At 71.7% G+C, this 19,269-nt stretch carries 20 protein-coding genes; 6 read left to right on the forward strand and 14 right to left on the reverse strand.

Annotation, left to right across the window (positions count from 1 at the left end; genetic code table 11):
• Window positions 1-217 precede the first annotated feature (217 nt).
• Entirely contained in the window at window positions 218-1,414 is a 1,197-nt protein-coding gene (locus tag AB0912_RS24910) for a CDP-alcohol phosphatidyltransferase family protein (protein ID WP_366703359.1), read from the forward strand.
• 56 nt (window positions 1,415-1,470) lie between these two features.
• Here AB0912_RS24910 and AB0912_RS24915 read toward each other — a convergent pair whose 3' ends face one another.
• Complete coding sequence (locus AB0912_RS24915) at window positions 1,471-3,753, reverse strand: MMPL family transporter (protein ID WP_366703361.1); 2,283 nt, start codon at window positions 3,751-3,753, stop codon at window positions 1,471-1,473.
• A 329-nt stretch (window positions 3,754-4,082) separates the two neighbouring features.
• Between AB0912_RS24915 and AB0912_RS24920 the strand changes: the two genes are divergently transcribed.
• From AB0912_RS24920 to AB0912_RS24940, 5 genes are all read left to right on the forward strand, one after another.
• Window positions 4,083-4,631 (forward strand): DUF1697 domain-containing protein, encoded by a 549-nt coding sequence (locus AB0912_RS24920; protein WP_366703363.1) that lies wholly within the window; start codon window positions 4,083-4,085, stop codon window positions 4,629-4,631.
• Window positions 4,624-4,995 carry a nuclear transport factor 2 family protein gene (locus tag AB0912_RS24925; RefSeq protein WP_366703365.1) on the forward strand — a complete coding sequence of 124 codons (372 nt, stop codon included), beginning with the start codon at window positions 4,624-4,626 and terminating at the stop codon, window positions 4,993-4,995. The genes AB0912_RS24920 and AB0912_RS24925 overlap by 8 nt, the downstream gene beginning before the upstream one ends.
• Window positions 4,996-5,051: 56 nt before the next feature.
• On the forward strand, window positions 5,052-6,188 hold the full coding sequence (locus AB0912_RS24930; protein WP_366703367.1) for a 2-dehydropantoate 2-reductase N-terminal domain-containing protein: 1,137 nt from the start codon (window positions 5,052-5,054) through the stop codon (window positions 6,186-6,188).
• Window positions 6,189-6,198: 10 nt separating this feature from the next.
• Window positions 6,199-6,813 carry a TIGR03086 family metal-binding protein gene (locus AB0912_RS24935; protein WP_366703369.1) on the forward strand — a complete coding sequence of 205 codons (615 nt, stop codon included), beginning with the start codon at window positions 6,199-6,201 and terminating at the stop codon, window positions 6,811-6,813.
• A 69-nt stretch (window positions 6,814-6,882) separates the two neighbouring features.
• On the forward strand, window positions 6,883-7,500 hold the full coding sequence (locus AB0912_RS24940) for a DsbA family protein (protein ID WP_366703371.1): 618 nt from the start codon (window positions 6,883-6,885) through the stop codon (window positions 7,498-7,500).
• A gap of 26 nt (window positions 7,501-7,526) precedes the next feature.
• Here the strand turns inward: AB0912_RS24940 and AB0912_RS24945 are convergent, their stop codons facing one another.
• From AB0912_RS24945 to AB0912_RS25005, 13 genes are all read right to left on the reverse strand, one after another.
• Window positions 7,527-8,273 (reverse strand): sirohydrochlorin chelatase, encoded by a 747-nt coding sequence (locus AB0912_RS24945; RefSeq protein WP_366703373.1) that lies wholly within the window; start codon window positions 8,271-8,273, stop codon window positions 7,527-7,529.
• A gap of 7 nt (window positions 8,274-8,280) precedes the next feature.
• Window positions 8,281-9,189 carry an ABC transporter permease gene (locus AB0912_RS24950; RefSeq protein ID WP_366703375.1) on the reverse strand — a complete coding sequence of 303 codons (909 nt, stop codon included), beginning with the start codon at window positions 9,187-9,189 and terminating at the stop codon, window positions 8,281-8,283.
• Window positions 9,176-9,988 carry an ABC transporter ATP-binding protein gene (locus tag AB0912_RS24955; RefSeq protein WP_366703377.1) on the reverse strand — a complete coding sequence of 271 codons (813 nt, stop codon included), beginning with the start codon at window positions 9,986-9,988 and terminating at the stop codon, window positions 9,176-9,178. Before AB0912_RS24955 ends, AB0912_RS24950 begins: the two co-directional genes overlap by 14 nt.
• 12 nt (window positions 9,989-10,000) lie before the next feature.
• A complete protein-coding gene (locus AB0912_RS24960) occupies window positions 10,001-11,110 on the reverse strand; it encodes an aliphatic sulfonate ABC transporter substrate-binding protein (RefSeq protein ID WP_366703446.1) in 1,110 nt (369 codons plus the stop codon).
• A 235-nt stretch (window positions 11,111-11,345) separates the two neighbouring features.
• Window positions 11,346-12,701, reverse strand: a complete 1,356-nt coding sequence (locus AB0912_RS24965) for a GTP-binding protein (protein WP_366703378.1) — start codon at window positions 12,699-12,701, stop codon at window positions 11,346-11,348.
• 2 nt (window positions 12,702-12,703) lie between these two features.
• Window positions 12,704-13,642: a sulfate adenylyltransferase subunit CysD gene (cysD, locus tag AB0912_RS24970; RefSeq protein ID WP_366703381.1), complete on the reverse strand. Its 939-nt coding sequence runs from the start codon at window positions 13,640-13,642 to the stop codon at window positions 12,704-12,706.
• Window positions 13,639-14,247: an adenylyl-sulfate kinase gene (cysC, locus tag AB0912_RS24975; RefSeq protein ID WP_366703383.1), complete on the reverse strand. Its 609-nt coding sequence runs from the start codon at window positions 14,245-14,247 to the stop codon at window positions 13,639-13,641. The genes cysD and cysC overlap by 4 nt, the downstream gene beginning before the upstream one ends.
• Window positions 14,244-14,963: a phosphoadenylyl-sulfate reductase gene (locus tag AB0912_RS24980; RefSeq protein WP_366703386.1), complete on the reverse strand. Its 720-nt coding sequence runs from the start codon at window positions 14,961-14,963 to the stop codon at window positions 14,244-14,246. The genes cysC and AB0912_RS24980 overlap by 4 nt, the downstream gene beginning before the upstream one ends.
• A complete protein-coding gene (locus tag AB0912_RS24985; protein ID WP_366703388.1) occupies window positions 14,960-15,139 on the reverse strand; it encodes a hypothetical protein in 180 nt (59 codons plus the stop codon). Before AB0912_RS24985 ends, AB0912_RS24980 begins: the two co-directional genes overlap by 4 nt.
• Window positions 15,136-16,830 carry a nitrite/sulfite reductase gene (locus AB0912_RS24990; protein WP_366703390.1) on the reverse strand — a complete coding sequence of 565 codons (1,695 nt, stop codon included), beginning with the start codon at window positions 16,828-16,830 and terminating at the stop codon, window positions 15,136-15,138. The genes AB0912_RS24985 and AB0912_RS24990 overlap by 4 nt, the downstream gene beginning before the upstream one ends.
• A gap of 135 nt (window positions 16,831-16,965) precedes the next feature.
• Entirely contained in the window at window positions 16,966-17,049 is an 84-nt protein-coding gene (locus tag AB0912_RS24995; RefSeq protein WP_309486338.1) for a putative leader peptide, read from the reverse strand.
• A 93-nt stretch (window positions 17,050-17,142) separates the two neighbouring features.
• Window positions 17,143-17,709 (reverse strand): GNAT family N-acetyltransferase, encoded by a 567-nt coding sequence (locus AB0912_RS25000; protein WP_366703392.1) that lies wholly within the window; start codon window positions 17,707-17,709, stop codon window positions 17,143-17,145.
• A 185-nt stretch (window positions 17,710-17,894) separates the two neighbouring features.
• Window positions 17,895-19,238 carry a hypothetical protein gene (locus tag AB0912_RS25005; protein ID WP_366703394.1) on the reverse strand — a complete coding sequence of 448 codons (1,344 nt, stop codon included), beginning with the start codon at window positions 19,236-19,238 and terminating at the stop codon, window positions 17,895-17,897.
• Between the last annotated feature and the right edge of the window lie 31 nt (window positions 19,239-19,269).

A 19,269-nucleotide genomic window follows, 5' to 3' on the forward strand; every position in this document is an offset into this window, starting at 1 on the left:
GTTGTACGCGAACCGTGAAGTCCTCGCGTGCATCGGATAACAGACCGGTATGTGTGTAACGCTCGGATAACGCGGCGGTCGCCGGGCATATCCATCGACCCGGTTATCTAAGAGACCGTTACCCCTTCCAAAAGGTTGCACGGAGCGGATCTTGCGGCTTCGGTAAGCGGATTCCTAGCGTGAGGTTAATTCCAGTCGAACACCAGGAAGTTGACCCATGCCATCCACACGCCGAGACATACCGGACCTCACCGAGGTACGCCGCATCACGGAGAAGAAGCGCGACGCCTGGTGGACGGTGCTGCTCGTCGACCCGGTCGCCACCCCCCTGGTGCGGCAGCTCGCCCTGCGGACGCGGGTCACCCCGAACCAGATCACCTGGGGCGCCTTCCTGCTCGGCCTCGCCTCGGCGGCCTGCTTCGCGCTCGGCGACTGGCGGTGGCTCATCGGGGGCGCGGTCATCTACCACGTCAGCTTCATCTTCGACTGCATGGACGGCAAGCTCGCCCGGCTGACCGGCCAGGGTTCGGTGTTCGGCGCCTGGCTGGACTTCGTCTTCGACCGCATCCGGGTGGCGGTGTGCGCGGTGGCGCTGATGGGCGGTCAGTACCAGCGCACCGGTGAGACGTTGTACATCTGGCTGGCCCTCGCCGTCGTCGGCCTCGACACCCTGCGCTACATCAACTCCCTGGAGATCTTCAAGATCCGCCACACGATGCGGAAGCAGATCAAGTCGCGGATGCGGGAGGCGCGCCGCGCGGAGAACCAGGCCGAACTGACCTTCATGGAGGACCTGCTCCGGGACAACCCCGAGGCCGACATCGAGCAGGACATGACGAGGGCCGAGGAGGCCGCGACCGCCGCGGAGCGGGCGGCGGACGCGACGGCGGAGACCTCGTCCGGGAGCGCGGCGCGGGTCGAGGCGAGCACCCCGGTGAGCACCCCGGCGGCCACCGCGACCAGCACCGTGACGAAGGCGCCCGCGGAGAGCGCGGCGAAGGCGCCCGCGGAGAGCGCGGCGGAAGCTCTCGCGGGGAGCGCGGCGGAAGTTTCGGCGGCGCGTTCGGAAGCGGTGCCGGCGGAGGGCCCCGCAGAGCCGACGACGCCCGTCGCCCCGGCCCGGGTCATCGACCTCCAGCAGGAGTTCCGCCGGCGCTTTCCGGCCTATCTGCGGCTGCGGTCCTTCCTGCTGCGGCACCGCATTCGCGCCCACCTGGTGAGCGGTATCGAATTCCAGATGGGCGTCTTCATGATCGGCCCGCTGCTCGACTCCGTGATGGGGGCGACCATCGTCTCCGGAGCGCTTCTCCTCGTCTTCGAACTCGCCATCATCTACAAACTCCTGCTGTCCACCCGGGACTTCACCCGCACGATCGACTCCTTCGAGCGTGACTCCGTCGCCAAGGCGGCCTGAAGCGCGGACAGCGGAAGGGGCCGCCCGCGAACACCGCGGGCGGCCCCTTCCTGATGTCAGGCCCCTACTCGCTCGCCCTCCACCATGGCCGGCGAAGCCGGCGCGACCGCCTCGGGCGTCTCGTCGTGGGTCAGGTCGGGCATCCGGTTCAGCCACTTCGGCAGGTACCAGTTGCGTTCGCCCAGCAGCGCCATCACCGCGGGGAGCAGGACACCCCGGATGATCGTCGCGTCGATGAGGACGGCCGCCGCCAGGCCCACGCCCATCTGCTTCATGGACTGCATGGACAGCGTCCCGAAGATCGCGAAGACGGCGACCATGATGACGGCGGCGCTGGTGACGACGCCCGCCGTGGTGACCACCCCGTGCCGGATCGCGTCCTTGGTGTCGCGGCCCCGCAGCCGTGCCTCACGGATCCGGGAGACCACGAACACGTGGTAGTCCATCGAGAGCCCGAAGAGGATCACGAAGAGGAACAGGGGCAGCCAGGTCACGATGGCCCCGACGCCCTCCGCGCCGACCAGCGAGGCGCCCCAGCCGTGCTGGAAGACGGCGACGAGGATTCCGTAAGCCGCCGCGACCGACAGGAGGTTGAGGACGATCGAGGTGACGGCGATGGTCAGCGAGCGGAACGAGAGCAGCATCAGGAGGAAGGCGAAGACGACCACGAAGGCGAACACCGGGGTCACCGAGCCGACCAGCTGCTCGTTGAAGTCGTGCGATCCCGCGACCTGTCCGGTGATCGGCGCCTGGACCCCCTCGACCTTGCCGAGGGTCGCGGGGCGCACCGTGTCCCGCAGCAGTTCCAGGCTCTTCTCCGCCTTGTCCTGGTCGGAGCCGCCGACGAGCGGCACGTAGACGAAGGCCACGTTGTGCTCGGCGTACACCTTCACGTCGACGGGACCGCGTGAGGCTCCCGAACTGACCGCGCGGGCACGGAAGTCGGCGAGGGCGGCCTTGACGTCAGCGGCGTTGACGTCGCGTGCCTTGACGACCACCTCGGCGGGCTCGGAGCCGCCGGGGAAGGCGTCGTTGACCCGGTTGTAGGTGCCCACGATCGGCAGCGAGTTCCCGAACTCCTGGTCCAGGGTCAGCTGTTGGGTCTTCATGCCGAGAGCCGGGGCGGCGATGGCGAGCAGCGTGCCCGTCGCGATGACGAGCGAGAGCGCGGGCCTGGCGAGGACGACCCGCAGCACGGCGCCCCAGAAGCGGCTGCCCTCGGCGGCCGGCCGGCGGTTCGCGCGCCCGCCGCCCGCGCCGCGCCGCCTGGCCCGGTGCAGGAACGGCACGCGGCCCTTCTCGACGCGCTCGCCGAGCAGCGAGAGCAGCGCGGGCAGCACGGTGACCGACCCGACCATGGCGACCGCGACGACCATCAGCGAGGCCAGGCCCATCGCCTCGAACTCGGCGAGCCCGGTGAAGAGCATGCCCGCCATCGCCACGCACACGGTGACACCGGAGACGATGACGGCGCGGCCACTGGTCGCGGCGGCGATCCTCAGGGCGGTCGCGGCGTCCCGGCCGGCCTCGCGCTCCTCGCGCTCACGGCGCAGATAGAACAGGCAGTAGTCGACGCCGACGGCCAGACCCACCAGCAGCATCACGGAGTTGGCCGTGTCGCTCATCGGCATCACATGGCTGACGACACCCATCAGGCCCATCGTCGCCATGATGGCGGTGACGGCGAGCGCCACCGGCAGCAGCGCCGCCACCAGCGCGCCGAAGGCGATCAGCAGGATGCCCAGTGCCACCGGCACGGCGGACAGTTCGGCCTGCTGGAAGTCGTCGCCGAACGCGTCGTCGTACTGCTTCATCATGCTCGCGCCGCCGATCTCCTCGACGCGCAGCCCGGTGTGCTCCTTGCCGACACCCTCGACGGCCTTCAGGACCGGCTCGACGCGCTCGCCCGCCGTGTCGGAGTCGCCGCGCATGTCGAACTGCACGAGCGCGCTGCGGCCGTCCTTCGAGATGGTGCCGGTGTCGTACGGCGAGGTCACGTCGGTGACCTTCCCGGTGGCCTGGACGGCCTCGACGACGGCGGCGACCGCGCTCCGGAACTCGGGGTCCGTCGCCTTGCCGTCCGCGCTCTTCGCCTGCACGAGCACCGACTCGCCGGCCGGCTCCTCGATACCGGCGTCCTCGATGATCTTGGCGGCGGTGTGTGTCTCGCCCTTGAGCTGGTCGCTCTCGTTGACGTCGACGCGCCCCGCCGCCGAGCCGGCGCCCATCGCGAGGACGACGAACAGTACCCAGATCCCGACGGCGGCCCATCGGTGCCGGGCGCTCCAGCCGCCTGCCCGCGCGGCGATGCCCCGCACCCGTGTGTCTCCGTTCCCCATGACGGGCCAGCCCCCTTGTGCACGGTGACAGCCCCCTGCCGTCACCTTCCACCTCGACGGTAGGGGCCCGCGGAGGACGTCTCGTCGTGCTGTCCGGTGAGCCCCGGGCCCGCCGTCTCCTCCCCGCGGGCAGCACGCCCTCCGCACTGCGGAGGAGCAAGCCCCCTACATCTAAGGGAGGTTCTCGGGGACGACGATCAGGGTCGGGCGGGCGCCATCCGTGGCGTTCAGGGGCGGTGAGGGGCGGTCAGGGACGGCCGGGCAGCCCCGTGGACCGTGGCCGTCGTGCCCACCCGCTCCGGCGGCGACGGCCGCTTTATGGTGTGCGGATGACGACGACGTACGCGGCGCTGTTGCGCGGCATCAACGTGGGCGGCGCGAAGAAGGTGCCGATGGCCGAGCTGCGCACCCTGATGGAAGGGCTCGGCTACGGCGACGTCCGCACGTATCTGCAGAGCGGGAACGCCGTGTTCAGCAGCTCCCACGGCGACGAGCCGAGCCTCGCCGCAGAGCTGGCCGCCGCCATCGAGCGGCGGTTCGGGTTCGACGTCGGCGTACTCGTCCGCGACCACCGCTATCTGAAGGCCGTACGGGAGGCCTGCCCGTTCCCCGCCGCCGAGCCGGCCGCCAAACAGGTGCACGTCACCTACTTCTCGGAGCCCGTCGACGCCGCGCGCTTCGCCTCCGTCGAACCCGCCGCCTTCCTCCCCGAGGAGTTCCGCCTCGGGGACCGCGCCCTGTACCTGTACGCGCCCGACGGCCTCGGCCGCTCCCGGCTCGCGCAGGCGCTGTCCAGGCCCCGGCTGCTCAAGGGCGTCCTCGCCACCACACGGAACTGGAACACCGTCGTCAAACTGGAGGAGCTGACCGGTGCCTGAGCGCAACGCCGCCGTCGAGGCCGCCATCGAAGGCGAACTGCGCCTGCTCGACCCGGAGGTCCGCCGCTCCGCCGGCCTCGTCGGCGCCCTGCTGCATCCCGACTTCTACGAGTTCGGCTCCTCCGGCCACATCTGGGACCGCTCCTCGATCATCGCGTCGCTCGCCGCCGAGACGGAGACCGGCGGACACAGCACCACCTCCCGTATGAAGGGCGTCCAGCTCGCCGACGACCTCGTGCACCTGACCTTCGACACCGACAACAACGGCCGCCGCGCGCACCGCAGTTCCCTGTGGCGGCGCTCCGGCGGGGCGTGGCTGCTCTACTTCCACCAGGGCACGCCTTTCGGCGCCACCGAGGCCTGACCGCCCGCCCGGACGTTCCGGACGGCCGCCACCGTCTTCTGTGCGAGGCTCGTCGTATGCGCTACATCATCATCGGGGCGGGAGCGGTCGGCGGAGCCATCGGCGGGCGGCTGGCCGAGGCCGGACACGAGGTGGTCCTCGTCGCGCGGGGCGCCCACCTCGCGGCGCTGCGCGCGGACGGGCTGCGGCTCGTGACGCCCGAGGGGCCGCGCGTCCACCGGGTCCCCGCCGTCGGCGGGCCGGGCGAACTCGGCGCACTGCGCGCCGACGACGTCCTCGTCCTCACCGTCAAGACCCAGGACGGCGAGGCCGCGCTCCAGGAGTGGGGCCCCGCTCCCGTGGCCGGCGGGGGCACGGCGGCCGAGCGGCTTCCGGTGCTGTGTGCCCAGAACGGTGTGGAGAGCCGGCGCCTCGCACTGCGCCGCTTCCGCCGGGTCTACGGGGTCTGTGTGTGGCTGCCCGCCACCTTCGTCCAACCCGGCACCGTCGCCGCGGCCGGCACCCCGCTCACCGGCATGCTGCACCTCGGCCGCTACCCGGAGAACACCGGCGCCCATCCGGAGAGCACCGGCCGTCACCCGGAAGGCACCGGCGGCCACCCGGGGAACACCGGCGGCCCGGAGCCCTCCGGCCACCCGGAGGGCTCCGACGACACGCTGCGCCGGATCGCCGCCGACCTGGAGACCGCGCGCTTCGAGGCGCCGGTCGTGCCGGACGTGGCGCGCTGGCAGTACGCCAAGCTCCTCGGCAACCTCGCCAACGCGATCGAGGCCGTCAGCGGCGTCATCACCACCGACGAGGGGCGCGAACTGTACGCGCGGGTACGGGCGGAGGGCACCGCGGTCCTGGACGCGGCCGGGATCGCGTACGCGGGCGAGGACGAACAGCGCGAGGTCCGCGGCGACAAGATCACGCTCAGGCCCCTCGACGGCTCCGCGCGCCGCGGCGGCTCCTCCTGGCAGTCCCTCGACCGGGGCACCGGCACCATCGAGGCCGACTACCTCAACGGCGAGATCACCCTGCTGGGCCGCCTGCACGGAGTACCGACCCCGCTCAACGCCCTGCTCCAGCGGCTCGCGAACACCTTCGCCCGCGAACGCAGGGCCGCCGGCTCGATGCCGGTGACGGAACTGGTCCGCCTCGCCGACGAGGCTGTCGCGTTTGTTCAAGAAGGCCGGCCCTCGCGTCTCTAGCGTGGACGTCATGAACGACGCGAACAGCGGCAACGGCGAAGACATCCACCGCACCGCGCACCCCTACCTGGCCGAATGCGCCGCCGAGGCCGCCCGCGTGGCCCGGGGTGTCACGGCGGCGCGCCTGTCCGAGCCCTCGTACTGCGCGGACTGGGACGTCCGCGCCCTGGTGAACCACTGGGTCCTCTACAGCGCCCACGGCCTGGAGCACCGCGCCCTGCGCACCCCGATCCCCGACGAGCTGACCGCCCGCGACTTCACCGCCGACCCCCGCTGGGCCGAGGCCTACGCCGAACAGCTCGACCGCGCCGTGGCCGCCTGGGACGACCCTGCCGTATGGGAGGGCGAGGTGGACCTCGGCTCGGCGCGGATGCCGGCGGCGGACATCGCCGGGATGATCGTCAAGGAGCTGGCCGTGCACGGCTGGGACGTCGCCGCCGCCACCGGTCAGCCGTACCGCGTCCCGGACGGCGCAGCCCGCTTCGTCCTCGGCGTGGTCGACACCCACGCCGAGCTGTACCGCCGGTACAAGGGCTTCGCCGCCCCGGTCGACGTGCCCGACGACGCCCCCGCCTTCGACCGCGCCCTCGCCCACAGCGGACGCGACCCGCGGCTCGGAACGTGAGATTGGACCAGGAAAACAGGCGCCGATCGGCCCACGACCCTGGACCGGTCCGTCCCTAGCCTGGACGCCATGACGACCGCCGCAGCCACCCGTGTCGACTTCTGGTTCGACGCCGCCTGCCCCTTCGCCTGGATCACCTCGCGCTGGCTCCTGGAGGTCGAGCGGCAGTGCCCCCTCGACCTCCGCTTCCACCCGATGAGCCTGTACCTGCACAACGCGGGCAACGAACTTCCCGACTGGTACCGCGACTTGGTGGACCGGTCGATCGGCCCGGCGCGGGTCGCGGTGGCGGCGGCCGGGCAGCACGGCGAGGGGGTGCTGCGCGACCTGTACACCGCCTTCGGCACCCGTGTCCACGAACGCGGGATCAAGGACTTCGACACCGTGGTCACCGAGTCGCTCGCCGAACTGGGACTGCCCGCCGAACTGGCCGACGCGGCACACGATCTCGCGTACGACGAGGCGGTGCGGCGCAGCCACGAGGCGGGCCGGGAGCCGGAGTCGGGGGCTTACGTGGGCACGCCCACCGTCCATGTCGACGGGACGGTGTGGTTCGGGCCGGTGCTGCGGGCGGTCCCGCGCGGTGAACGGGCGGTCCGGCTCTTCGAGAGCTTCCGCGTCCTGGCCGCCGAGCCGGACTTCTTCGAACTCAAGCGGACCCGCACCGGCGGGCTCTCCTTCGACTGACCGCCACGGAGGACGGAGCCCGCGCGTCAGGCGCCGAGCGCCGCCAGGGCCGGCAGCCGGGCCTGGTCGTAGCGGTCCAGCAGCACCCGCGCCACCTCCGGCGCCGGACCGAGGACCTCGGCGAGCACGTCCGCCCCCTCCGCGCCGCGCGCGATGCGGTCCGGGAGGAAACCCGGGGCCAGCACGTACGGGGCGACGGCGACCCGTTCGCAGCCGAGCGCGCGCAGGTCGCGTACCGCGTCCTCGGTGCGCGGCAGCGACGCGGAGGCGAACGCGGGCCGCACGGCGCACCAGCCGGTGTGCCGCCACTCCCGCGCGATTGCCGCGATCACCGCGATCGCCTCCGGGTCGGTGGACCCCGCCGAGGCCAGCACGACCCCGGTCGAGGGCTTGTCGGCGGGCGTCAGCCCCGCCTCGTACAGACGGCGTTCGAGCGCCGACGTCAGCAGCGGCGACGGGCCGAGGACGTCCGCCTGGCGCACCCGCATTCGGGACGGCGCCTCGCGCAGCACCGCCGGGATGTCCGACTTGGCGTGGAAGGCGCGGGTCAGCAGCAGCGGCAGCGCCACCACGTCCCGCACCCCCTCCGCGTCCAGCGACGCCAGCACCCCCTGGACGGAGGGGATGTTGAAGTCGAGGAAGCCGGTCTCCACGCGCAGGCCCGGGCGCGCGGCACGCACCCGCCGTACCAGGGCGTGCACCGTCGCGGCGTGCCGCGGATCGCGGCTGCCGTGGGCGATGACGACGAGGACGGGACGCTCGGACCTGCTCATGACGGGGTCAGCCCTTCACCAGGAGTCCGCGGCTGCGCAGCACCCACCGCTCCACCGGGCTGAAGATCAGCAGGTCGATGGCGATGCCCACGAACAGGATGAGGAAGATGGCTAGGAACACCATCGGCATGGAGCTGGCGTTGCGGCCGTTCTCCAGCAACTGGCCCAGGCCCACGCCGAGATCGGGCGAGGAGGCGATGATCTCCGCGGCCATCAGCGACCGCCAGGAGAACGCCCAGCCCTGCTTCAGACCGGCCAGATAGCCGGGCAGCGCGGCCGGCATCACGACGTGCCAGGTCCCGCGCAGGCCCGTCGCGCCCATCGTGCGGCCCGCCCGCAGGAACAGCGGCGGCACCTGGTCGACGCCCGACACCAGGCCGTTGGCGATGGACGGCACCGCGCCGAGCAGGATCACCGCGTACATCATCTTGTTGTCCAGCCCCAGCCAGATCACGGCCGGCGGCACCCAGGCCACCGACGGCAGGGACTGCAGGCCGGACAGGATCGGGCCGATCGCGGCCCGCACGAACTTCACCCGGGCCACCAGCAGCCCCAGCGGGGTCCCGATCACCAGGGCGAACAGGAAGCCGAGCAGACCGCGCGAGACGCTGGTCCAGATGTAGTCGAGCAGGGTGCCCTTGAGCCAGGCGTCCTGGACCTCGTCCCACACCTCGGCCGGCGAGGGCAGCTTGGTCGGATCGTCGACGATCTTGAAGGTGATCAGCGCCTGCCAGGCCACCAGCACCACCGCGGCGGCGAGCAGCGGCGGCAGCACCTTCTGCCGGAACGTCGCGCCGTAGGACCGGCGGCGGGTGACGGAGGTCTCCAGCGCGTCGAGGCCCGCCTCCAGACCGCCCAGCCCGTCGTGCTCCTCGACGCCGGCGTCGGCGGGCGCCTTCGTGTCAGTGCTGGCCATGGCGGCGGATCTCCCCACGCAGTTCTTCGGTGATCTCGACGGACAGTTCCGCCACAGGGGCGTCCTCGATACGGCGCGGCTGCGGGATGTCGACCGTCCACTCCCGGGCCACGCGGCCGGGCCGCGAGGACAGCAGCACCACGCGCTGCGCGAGCCGCACCGCCTCGCGCACGTTGTGCGTGACGAACAGGACGGACACGCCCGTCTCGCGCCAGATCCGGGTCAGCTCGTCGTGCAGCACGTCCCGGGTGATCGCGTCCAGCGCCGCGAACGGCTCGTCCATCAGCAGGATCCGGCTGTCCTGCGCGAGCGCCCGGGCCAGCGCCACCCGCTGGCGCATACCGCCGGACAGCTCGTGCACCCGCTTGCCGTACGCGCCGCGCAGCCGGACCAGTTCGAGCAGCTCCTCTGCCCTGCCGCGCCGCTCGGACTTCGGAACCCCCCGCAGGCGCAGGGCGAGTTCGATGTTCTTGCCCGCGGTGAGCCACGGGAACAGGGCGTGCTCCTGGAACATCAGAGCGGGGCGCCCCTGCGTCGTGATCTCACCGGCCGAGGGCTTGTCGAGCCCCGCCACCAGGTTCAGCAGCGTGGACTTGCCGCAGCCCGAGGCCCCCAGGAGGGTGACGAACTCACCCGGCGCGACATCGAGCGTGATGTCGTCCAGGACGAGTTGCGGCCCCGCCGGTCCGTCGAAGGACTTCGAGACGTGCTCGATGCGGGCGGCGTACTCCGTCGTGCCGACGCCGTCCGCGGACTGGGCGAGGGTCGTGGCCACGGTCGTCACCTCCTGGGAACTCATCGGGATCCGGGCTTACTTGGCGCCGAGACCGGCGTCGTCGACCGGGCTCTCACCCGCGGCCTTGAGGACCTTGTTCAGGAGCGTGAGGTCGTAGATGCCGTCCAGGTCGGGCTTCTCCAGCAGGCCCGCCTTCACCGCGTGGTCCGCCTCGGTGGTCAGCGTGGACGCCAGCGGGTCGTTGATGATCTGGATGGACTTCCAGGCCGGGTCCAGGACATCGGCGGGCAGCGCCTTGCCGGAGTCCGTCTCGAGCTGCTTGTTCGCCGACGCCTTCGCCTCGTCCGGGTTGGCGTTGATCCACTTGTTGGTCTCGACGGAGCCCTTCAGTACCGCCTCGACGACCTTCGGGTGCGCCGCGAGGAACTTCTGCGACACGATGATGTTCGTGATCACGAACTTCTTGTCGGGCCACAGGTCCCGCTCGTCGAGGAGCACCTTGCCGCCCTCGGCGACCAGCTTGGACGCGGTCGGCTCCGGCACCCAGGCGCCGTCGATGGAACCGGACTTGTAGGCGTCCGGCGTGATCTTGTTGTCGGTGCGGACGACCGAGACATCGCCCTTGCCGCTCTGCGCGTCGACCTTCCAGCCCTGCTCCGCGGCCCAGTTGAGGAACGCGACGTCCTGCGTGTTGCCGAGCTGCGGCGTCGCGATCTTCTTGCCCTTGACGTCCTTCAGGGACTTGATCTTCTTGGGGTTGACCACGAGCTTCACGCCGCCCGACGCCGAACCGCCGATGATGCGCAGGCTCTTGCCCTTCGACTTCGTGTAGCCGTTGATCGAGGGCGACGGGCCGATCCAGCCGATGTCGATGGAGCCCGAGTTGAGGGCCTCGATCTCGGAGGGGCCGGCGTTGAAGATCTGGTACTTCGCGGTGGTGGCGCCCAGCTCCTTCTGGAAGAAGCCCTTCTGGTTGCCGACCAGCGCGGTGGCGTGCGTCAGGTTGCCGAAGTAGCCGATCTTCACGGAGTCGAGCCCGTCGATCTTCTTCGACCCGGCGGCGACCTTCGCCTTGGTGTCGTCCTTGGCGTCGGAGCCGTAGCTGCACGCCGCGAGGGCGAGCAGGGGGAGCGCGGTGGCGACGGCGAGGCCGCGGCGCACCAGGGCGGAGCGAGTGGAGCGGATGGCAGGCACGGGAGGTTTTCCTCTCGTTGGCCCGGCGGTCACGCCTTGCTCAGGTCGTGGCCGGGAGGTCGGCAGGTCTTCGGACGTTCAGGCTGTGGGGGGACGGGGCGCGCAAGCGGTGCGCGTACGTCATCGCGCACATCGCGCGACCCCGCCCTGCCCGCTGCCGAGGGAGCCGCTGCCGACGCGGCCGCCCTCCTTCGCGAACGTCGCGTAGTAGTCGATGGGGTTCATGTCAGAAGTCCCACCCGTCCTCGTCGGCGTCCTCGCCGACCGGCTGCGGCGCGGCGAAGGACTCGCCGACCATGCCCGCGGTCAGCGTCGTGCCGTCGGCCGGGTCGATCAGGATGAACGCGCCGGTGCGCCGGGAGTCGGCGTAGGCGTCGAGCGGGAGCGGTTCGGCGGTACGGATCTTGACGCGGCCGATGTCGTTGGCGACCAGCCGGCCCGGGTGCGGGTGCAGCGACAGGTCGTCCAGGGTCAGCCGGGACGGGATGTCCCTGACGATCGCCTTGACCGTGCGGGTGCCGTGCTTGAGCAGCACCCGGTGGCCGACGGTGAGCGGCGCGTCGGCCACATGGCAGACGGTCGCCTCGACGTCCTGGGTGACCGGCGGCGCGTCCTTGCTCGGCACGAGCAGGTCACCGCGCGAGATGTCGATGTCGTCCGCCAGCAGGAGGGTCACCGACTGCGGGGTCCACGCCACGTCGACCGGAGTGCCCAGCAGGTCGATGCCGGCCACCTTCGAGGTGCGGCCGGAGGGCAGCACGGTGACCTCGTCGCCGACGCGGAAGGTGCCGGCGGCTATCTGGCCCGCGTAGCCCCGGTAGTCGGGGTGCTCGGCGGTCTGCGGGCGGATCACGTACTGCACGGGCAGCCGGGCGTGGCAGTGCGCCAGGTCGTGGCTGACCGGCACGGTCTCCAGGTGTTCGAGCACCGTCGGGCCGCCGTACCAGTCCATGGTGGCGGAGGGCTCCACCACGTTGTCGCCGGCCAGTGCCGAGATGGGGATCGCGGTGATCTCCGGGACGCCCAGCTCGGAGGCGTACGCGGTGAACTCCTCGGCGATCGCCGCGAAGACGCGCTCCTCGTAGCCGACCAGGTCCATCTTGTTGACCGCGAGGACCACGTGCGGGACGCGGAGCAGGGCGGCGACGGCGGCGTGCCGGCGGGTCTGCTCGATGACGCCGTTGCGCGCGTCGACGAGGACGACGGCGAGGTCCGCGGTGGAGGCGCCGGTGACCATGTTCCGGGTGTACTGCACATGCCCGGGGGTGTCGGCGAGGATGAACCGGCGGCGCGCGGTGGCGAAGTAGCGGTAGGCGACGTCGATCGTGATGCCCTGTTCCCGCTCGGCGCGCAGGCCGTCGGTGAGCAGGGCGAGGTCGGGGGTGTCCTGGCCGCGGCCGGCCGAGACGCGCTCGACGGCCTCCAGCTGGTCGGTGAGGATCGACTTGGAGTCGTGCAGCAGCCGCCCGACGAGGGTGGACTTGCCGTCGTCCACGGAGCCGGCGGTCGCGAAGCGCAGCAGGGTGGTCGCCGACAACTGCTCGACCGACAGCGGCTCGGTGGGTTCGGTGGTGCTGGTCATGGCTAGAAGTACCCCTCGCGCTTGCGGTCTTCCATCGCGGCCTCGGACATCTTGTCGTCGGCGCGGGTGGCGCCGCGCTCGGTGAGCCGGGAGGCGGCGATCTCGGCGATGACGGCGTCCAGGGTGGTCGCCTCGGAGTCGACGGCGCCGGTGCAGGACATGTCGCCGACGGTGCGGTAGCGGACGAGGCGGGTCTCGACGCGCTCGCCGTCCTTCGGACCGCCCCACTCGCCGGCGGTCAGCCACATCCCGGACCGCTGGAAGACCTCGCGCTCGTGTGCGAAGTAGATCTCGGGCAGCTCGATGCCCTCCCGGGCGATGTACTGCCACACGTCCAGCTCCGTCCAGTTGGACAGCGGGAAGACGCGGACGTGCTCGCCGGGCGCGTGCCGGCCGTTGTAGAGCTGCCACAGCTCGGGGCGCTGGCGGCGCGGGTCCCACTGGGAGAACTCGTCGCGCAGCGAGAACACCCGCTCCTTGGCGCGGGCCTTCTCCTCGTCGCGCCGCCCGCCGCCGAACACGGCGTCGAAGCGCTCCGCCTGGATCTTCTCGGTCAGCGGAAGCGTCTGCAGCGGGTTGCGGGTGCCGTCGGGCCGCTCGCGCAGTACCCCGCGGTCGATGTACTCCTGCACGGAGGCGACGTGCAGCCGCAGCCCGTGCTCGGCGACCGTGCGGTCCCGGTAGGCGAGGACCTCGGGGAAGTTGTGCCCGGTGTCCACGTGCAGCAGCGTGAAGGGCACCGCGGCCGGCGCGAACGCCTTCAGCGCGAGGTGCAGCATGACGATGGAGTCCTTGCCGCCCGAGAAGAGGATGACCGGCCGCTCGAACTCGCCCGCCACCTCACGGAAGATGTGCACGGCCTCGGACTCCAGGGCGTCCAGGTGCGACAGCGCGTACGGCCCGCTGTCGGTGTCCCCGGTGACACTGGCGACGGTCGTCATGCGAGACCCCTCTCGGTGAGCAGCGCGTGCAGCGCCGCCGCGGACTCCTGCACGGTCTGGGTGTGCGACGCGATCCGCAGATCGGGCGACTCGGGCTCCTCGTAGGGATCGTCGACGCCGGTCAGGCCGGAGATCTCGCCGGCTGCCTGCCTGGCGTACAGCCCCTTCACGTCCCGCACCGAGCAGACCTCGACCGGCGTCGCGACGTGCACCTCCAGATAGGGGGTGCCGCCGGCCTGGTGGCGTCCCCGGACCGCGTCCCGGCTGTCCGCGTAGGGGGCGATCACCGGGACCAGCGCCTTCACGCCGTTGCGTGCCAGCAGTTCGGCGAGGTAGCCGATCCGCTTGACGTTGGTGTCGCGGTCCGCGCGGGAGAAGCCGAGGCCCGCGGAGAGGAACTCGCGGACCTCGTCGCCGTCGAGGACCTCGACGCGGTGGCCCTCCGCGCGCAGCCGGCCGGCCAGCTCGTACGCGATGGTGGTCTTGCCGGCGCTCGGCAGACCCGTGAGCCAGACGGTGGCTCCGGTCGTCACGTGATGCTCCTGGTAGTTCGTGGGGTCGGCGGCGGGCGCGGCCGGGTCGGTGGGCGTCGGTGTCGTCGTCATCCGTGCAGCCCGCACTCGGTCTTCGAGCGGCCCGCCCAGCGGCCCGCGCGCGCGTCCTCGCCCGCCAGGACCCGGCGGGTGCAGGGGGCGCAGCCCACGGAGGCGTAACCGTCCGTCAGCAGCGGGTTGGTGAGGACCCCGTGCTCGGCCACGTACGCGTCGACGTCGTCCTGTGTCCAGCGGGCGATGGGCGCGATCTTGACCTTGCGGCGCTTCTCGTCCCAGCCGACGACCGGGGTGTTCGCCCGGGTGGGGGACTCGTCACGGCGCAGCCCCGTCGCCCAGGCGTCGTAGCCGGTCAGTCCCTCTTCGAGCGGCTGGACCTTGCGCATCGCGCAGCACAGGTCGGGGTCGCGGTCGTGCAGCCGCGGCCCGAACTCGGCGTCCTGCTCGGCGACCGTGCGGCGCGGGGTGAGGGTGATGACGTTGACGTCCATCACGGCCTCGACGGCGTCCCGGGTGCCGATGGTCTCCGGGAAGTGGTAGCCGGTGTCGAGGAACACGACGTCGACGCGGCCCTCGCCGGTGAACGCGCGGGAGGCCAGATGGGCGACGACCGCGTCCTCCATCGAGGAGGTGACGCAGAACCGCGCGCCGAAGGTGCCGGTGGCCCAGCGGAGGATGTCCAGCGCGGAGGCGTCCTCCAGCTCGCGCCCCGCCCGCTCGGCGAGGTCCCTCAACTCGTCTTCCGTACGCTGCCGCTGAGTGGCCGTCATATCTCCGCCCCGCCCTGCTCGTCCTGCCGAAGCCCCCGGGACAGCAGCCCGAGGAACTTCAGCCGGAAGGCCCGGTTGCACGCCGCGCACTCCCACGCGCCGTGCCCTTCCTCGCTGGGGCGCAGATCCTCGTCCCCGCAGTAGGGGCAGTAGAACGGCGCGGCCCGCTCGCTCACGACAGGGCCTCCTCGGAGGCGCGGGAGGCCCACACCGCGAAGCGTTCGCCGTCCTCGCGCTCCGCCTGGAAGCGCCTGAGGACCCGCTCGACGTAGTCGGGCAGTTCCTCCGAGGTGACCTTCAGGCCGCGGACCTTGCGGCCGAACCCGGCCTCCAGACCGAGCGCGCCGCCCAGGTGCACCTGGAAGCCCTCGACCTGCTCGCCCCGGTCGTTGAGGACGAGCTGTCCCTTGAGACCGATGTCCGCCACCTGGATACGCGCGCAGGCGTTCGGGCAGCCGTTGATGTTGATGGTGATGGGTTCCTCGAACTCGGGGATGCGGCGCTCGAGTTCGTCGATCAGGGAAGCACCGCGCGCCTTGGTCTCGACGATCGCGAGCTTGCAGTACTCGATGCCGGTGCAGGCCATCGTGCCGCGCCGGAAGGACGAGGGCCGGGCCGTCAGACCGAGCGCCTCCAGCCCCTCGACGAGGGAGTCGACGCGGGTCTCGTCCACGTCGAGCACGATCATCTTCTGCTCGACGGTGGTGCGCAGCCGGCCCGAGCCGTGTTCCTCGGCCAGTTCGGCGATCTTCGTCAGGGTCGCGCCGTCCACCCGGCCGACGCGCGGCGCGAAGCCGACGTAGAAGAGGCCGTCCTTCTGACGGTGCACGCCGACGTGGTCGCGCCAGCGGGCCACGGGCTGGTCGGGCGCGGGGCCGTCGACCAGCTTCCGCCCCAGGTAGTCGTCCTCCAGGATCCGGCGGAACTTCTCCACACCCCAGTCGGCGACCAGGAACTTCAGCCGGGCGCGGGTGCGCAGCCGGCGGTAGCCGTAGTCCCGGAAGATCGAGATGACGCCCTCGTAGACGTCCGCGACCTCGTCCAGCGGGACCCAGGCGCCGAGCCGCCGGCCGATCTTCGGGTTGGTGGACAGGCCGCCGCCCACCCACAGGTCGAAGCCGGGCCCGTGCTCGGGGTGGTTCACGCCGACGAAGGCGATGTCGTTGATCTCGTGCGCCACGTCGAGCAGCGGCGAGCCGGAGACCGCGGACTTGAACTTGCGGGGCAGGTTCGAGAAGTCCTTGTTGCCGATGATCCGGCGGTGGATCTCCTCGATGGCGGGGGTGCCGTCGATGATCTCGTCCTCGGCGATGCCGGCGACGGGCGAACCGAGGATGACGCGGGGCGTGTCACCGCAGGCCTCGGTCGTGGACAGGCCCACGGCCTCCAGACGCTCCCAGATCTCCGGGACGTCCTCGATGCGAATCCAGTGGTACTGCACGTTCTGGCGGTCGGTGAGGTCGGCGGTGCCGCGCGCGAACTCCTGCGAGATCTCGCCGATGACCCGCAGTTGAGCGGTGGTCAGCCGGCCGCCGTCGATCCGGACGCGCAGCATGAAGTACTTGTCGTCCAGCTCCTCCGGCTCCAGGATCGCGGTCTTGCCGCCGTCGATCCCGGGCTTGCGCTGGGTGTAGAGGCCCCACCAGCGCATCCGGCCGCGCAGGTCGTTGGGGTCGATCGAGTCGAATCCGCGCTTCGAGTAGATCGTCTCAATGCGTGTCCGCACATTGAGACCGTCGTCGTCTTTCTTGAACTGCTCGTTGCCGTTGAGCGGAGTGAAGTGACCCACGGCCCACTGACCCTCGCCACGGTGACGGCTCACCTTGCGGCGGGGCGCGGCGTCGGGATTCTGCGGGGTGGCGGCCATGGCGATTACGTCCTTCGAGACTGCGGGACAGGTCTGACTGCGGCTCTGACCTGCGCGTACGGGCGCATACCAAGGCATGGCGCGGTCCGCGCGGGAGGTGCAGAAAGGATAGGGAAGTCGGCGCTGCTGTGCTGATCAGCTCGCCGGACAGATGGCGCTGGACATGCGGCCGAGGTCGACGTGCCGCCGACTCACCAAGGCAATCCCAGTTCCAGACATGACGGAAGCGTGTCACGCGGATCTCGGGCCAGTCCACCATCATCCATTATGTGGACACCCTTGTCCCGTATCGCGAGACAAGGGTGTCACCGGTCACAGCGCGCCGGGCCAGGGGCCGGGCGTGGGCACCTCGCGCTCCTCCTCGACCTTGGTGTCGAAGAGCTTGAAGCCGCGGCGCAGATAGTTGTCCATCGCGTGCTCGCCGTCCTTGCTGCACGTGTGCAGCCAGACCCGCTTCGTCTCGGCCAGCCCGGGCCAGCGCCCCGCCAGGTCCCAGGCGCGCGCCGTCCCGTACGACAGCAGATGACCGCCGATGCGGCGGCCCCGGAAGGCGGGAAGCAGACCGAAGTAGACGATCTCGACCACCCCGTCGTCCTGCGCGGCCAGCTCGACGTAGCCCGCGGGCGTCCCCCGGTCGTAGGCGACCCAGGTCTCCACGCCCGGCTTGCCGAGGACCTCCTGCCACTGCGCGTACGTCCAGCCGAGCCGGTCCGTCCAGCGGATGTCCCCGCCGACGGAGGCGTACAGGAAGCGGCTGAACTCGGGGGAGGGGACCTCGGCGCGCACGACACGGACGTCGCCGTCGGGGGCGATCGCGGGGAGCAGATCGGTCGGCGCCGTCTGCTCCAGGGACCAGGTGGTCACGCTCAGGTTGCTCATGCCGGTCAGGGAACCACGAGGGCGGGCGCCCCTCCAAAAAGGGGACTCCCTTCCGAAAGGGGGGCCCGGTCGGCTCCGAGCGATCCGCCGGCGCCTCCGCAACGGGGACCCGGCCGCTTCCGCAACGGGGACCCGGCCGCTTCCGCGAGGAGACCCAGTCCGCTCCGGTCCAGCGCGGTGGTCCGCTAGTCGACCGAGTCGTCGACCGACGACAGCGGCACCGCGTACAGCACCCGGCGGGCCGCCGTGCCCGTCAGGGTCCACAGCTCGCCGGTCTGCGGCCAGTAGGAGAGCGCGCCGGGGCCGAGCCCCCAGCAGGCGTGCGACTGGTCCGCGGTGCAGGTGGCCGCCTGGGCGCCGCGGCCGTTCTGCCGCCACAGCGAACCGTGCCCGCCGCCGCTCCCGGACGGCCGGCCCACGTACCACCGGGCCTCGCGCGCGCCGGCGGGCCGGTGCGAGACGACGCCCGACACCCCGGTGCCCTTGGTCGTGTAGGCCTCGACCGCGTCCACCCGGCCCTCGGCGTCGGCGCGCAGCCCCGTCCGGTACAGGGCGGTGCTGAACGGATAGCGCCAGACGCGGGTCCGGTCCGCGCGGCCGACGGTGGCCTCCGTCGCGACCAGGCTGGCCGGAGCGGTCGTACGGTCCAGCGAGAGCGAGCCGAAACAGGGGACCGCCCCCGCCCGCGTACACGCGCCGCCCTCCATCTCGTAGGAGCCGACGGCGGGCATCACATAGCGGTAGCCGGCCGCCGAGTAGCCGCCGGCGGTGCGGCCCACGGCGGCGCTGTCCACGCCGGCCCGCAGTACCCGGTGCATGTCGAAGACGAGCAGGCCCGCGCCGTGCGCGGCGGTGACGATCAGCTTGTCCTGGTACCAGACCATGCCGCCGAGGCCCGCCCGGACCGCGGTGAAGTCCTTGCCGCCGGCGCGCGGGGCGACCAGCAGCACCCAGCGGTAGCGCAGCGCGTCCGGGTCGGTGGCGTCCACGAAGGCGACCCGGGCGAAGGCCTTGCCCCGGTCGGCCGGCGCCGCCTGCCCGCCCCGGTGCGTCCAGCCGGCCAGGATCACCCGGCGGGTGCCCCACTGGCCGGTGACGTCGGCGTCCCCGGAGGTGGTCACCGAGCGGGGCCGCCAGGCGCTGGTGCGCGCGTCGGCGCGGTCCCAGCAGTACGCGCGCGTGGCCGCCGGTTCCACGGGCAGCGCGGAGCGCTCGGAGTCAGAGCAGCCGGCGGTGTCGCGCATCGCGTGGTCGGTGTCGTCCAGGACGCCCTCGACGCCGACGTTGCCGCCCATGGTGCCGCTGAGCGTGTCGAGCGCGCTACGGGGGAGGAGGTGCTCGCGCAGCCGCAGTTGGGGGGCCGCCGCGCCCGCCCGGAGTTCGGTGAGGCCGCCCGGGCTGTTGCCGCCGGTGGCCTGGGAGGTGCTGATCAGGGTGGCCGCCGCGGTCAGCGCGAGGGCGGTTCCGGCCAGGGTGGCGCGCAGCGCCTGACCCCTTCTGCGACGACGATGCCTGCCGCGCTGCTTCATGCGTCCTCCCGACTAGGCCAACTGCCTCCCC

The sequence above is a fragment of the Streptomyces sp. NPDC007084 genome, assembly GCF_040703595.1.
Lineage (GTDB): Bacteria > Actinomycetota > Actinomycetes > Streptomycetales > Streptomycetaceae > Streptomyces.

Coding starts and splice junctions, on each gene's coding strand:
- AB0912_RS24910 (WP_366703359.1), top strand. CDS start 218: ATGCCATCCACACGCCGAGACATACCGGACCTCACCGAGGTACGCCGC.
- AB0912_RS24915 (WP_366703361.1), bottom strand. CDS start 3,753: ATGGGGAACGGAGACACACGGGTGCGGGGCATCGCCGCGCGGGCAGGC.
- AB0912_RS24940 (WP_366703371.1), top strand. CDS start 6,883: ATGACGACCGCCGCAGCCACCCGTGTCGACTTCTGGTTCGACGCCGCC.
- AB0912_RS24950 (WP_366703375.1), bottom strand. CDS start 9,189: ATGGCCAGCACTGACACGAAGGCGCCCGCCGACGCCGGCGTCGAGGAG.
- AB0912_RS25000 (WP_366703392.1), bottom strand. CDS start 17,709: ATGAGCAACCTGAGCGTGACCACCTGGTCCCTGGAGCAGACGGCGCCG.
- AB0912_RS25005 (WP_366703394.1), bottom strand. CDS start 19,238: ATGAAGCAGCGCGGCAGGCATCGTCGTCGCAGAAGGGGTCAGGCGCTG.
- cysC (WP_366703383.1), bottom strand. CDS start 14,247: ATGACGACGACACCGACGCCCACCGACCCGGCCGCGCCCGCCGCCGAC.
- AB0912_RS24945 (WP_366703373.1), bottom strand. CDS start 8,273: ATGAGCAGGTCCGAGCGTCCCGTCCTCGTCGTCATCGCCCACGGCAGC.
- AB0912_RS24935 (WP_366703369.1), top strand. CDS start 6,199: ATGAACGACGCGAACAGCGGCAACGGCGAAGACATCCACCGCACCGCG.
- cysD (WP_366703381.1), bottom strand. CDS start 13,642: ATGACGACCGTCGCCAGTGTCACCGGGGACACCGACAGCGGGCCGTAC.
- AB0912_RS24995 (WP_309486338.1), bottom strand. CDS start 17,049: ATGTCTGGAACTGGGATTGCCTTGGTGAGTCGGCGGCACGTCGACCTC.
- AB0912_RS24980 (WP_366703386.1), bottom strand. CDS start 14,963: ATGACGGCCACTCAGCGGCAGCGTACGGAAGACGAGTTGAGGGACCTC.
- AB0912_RS24955 (WP_366703377.1), bottom strand. CDS start 9,988: ATGAGTTCCCAGGAGGTGACGACCGTGGCCACGACCCTCGCCCAGTCC.
- AB0912_RS24990 (WP_366703390.1), bottom strand. CDS start 16,830: ATGGCCGCCACCCCGCAGAATCCCGACGCCGCGCCCCGCCGCAAGGTG.
- AB0912_RS24920 (WP_366703363.1), top strand. CDS start 4,083: ATGACGACGACGTACGCGGCGCTGTTGCGCGGCATCAACGTGGGCGGC.
- AB0912_RS24965 (WP_366703378.1), bottom strand. CDS start 12,701: ATGACCAGCACCACCGAACCCACCGAGCCGCTGTCGGTCGAGCAGTTG.
- AB0912_RS24930 (WP_366703367.1), top strand. CDS start 5,052: ATGCGCTACATCATCATCGGGGCGGGAGCGGTCGGCGGAGCCATCGGC.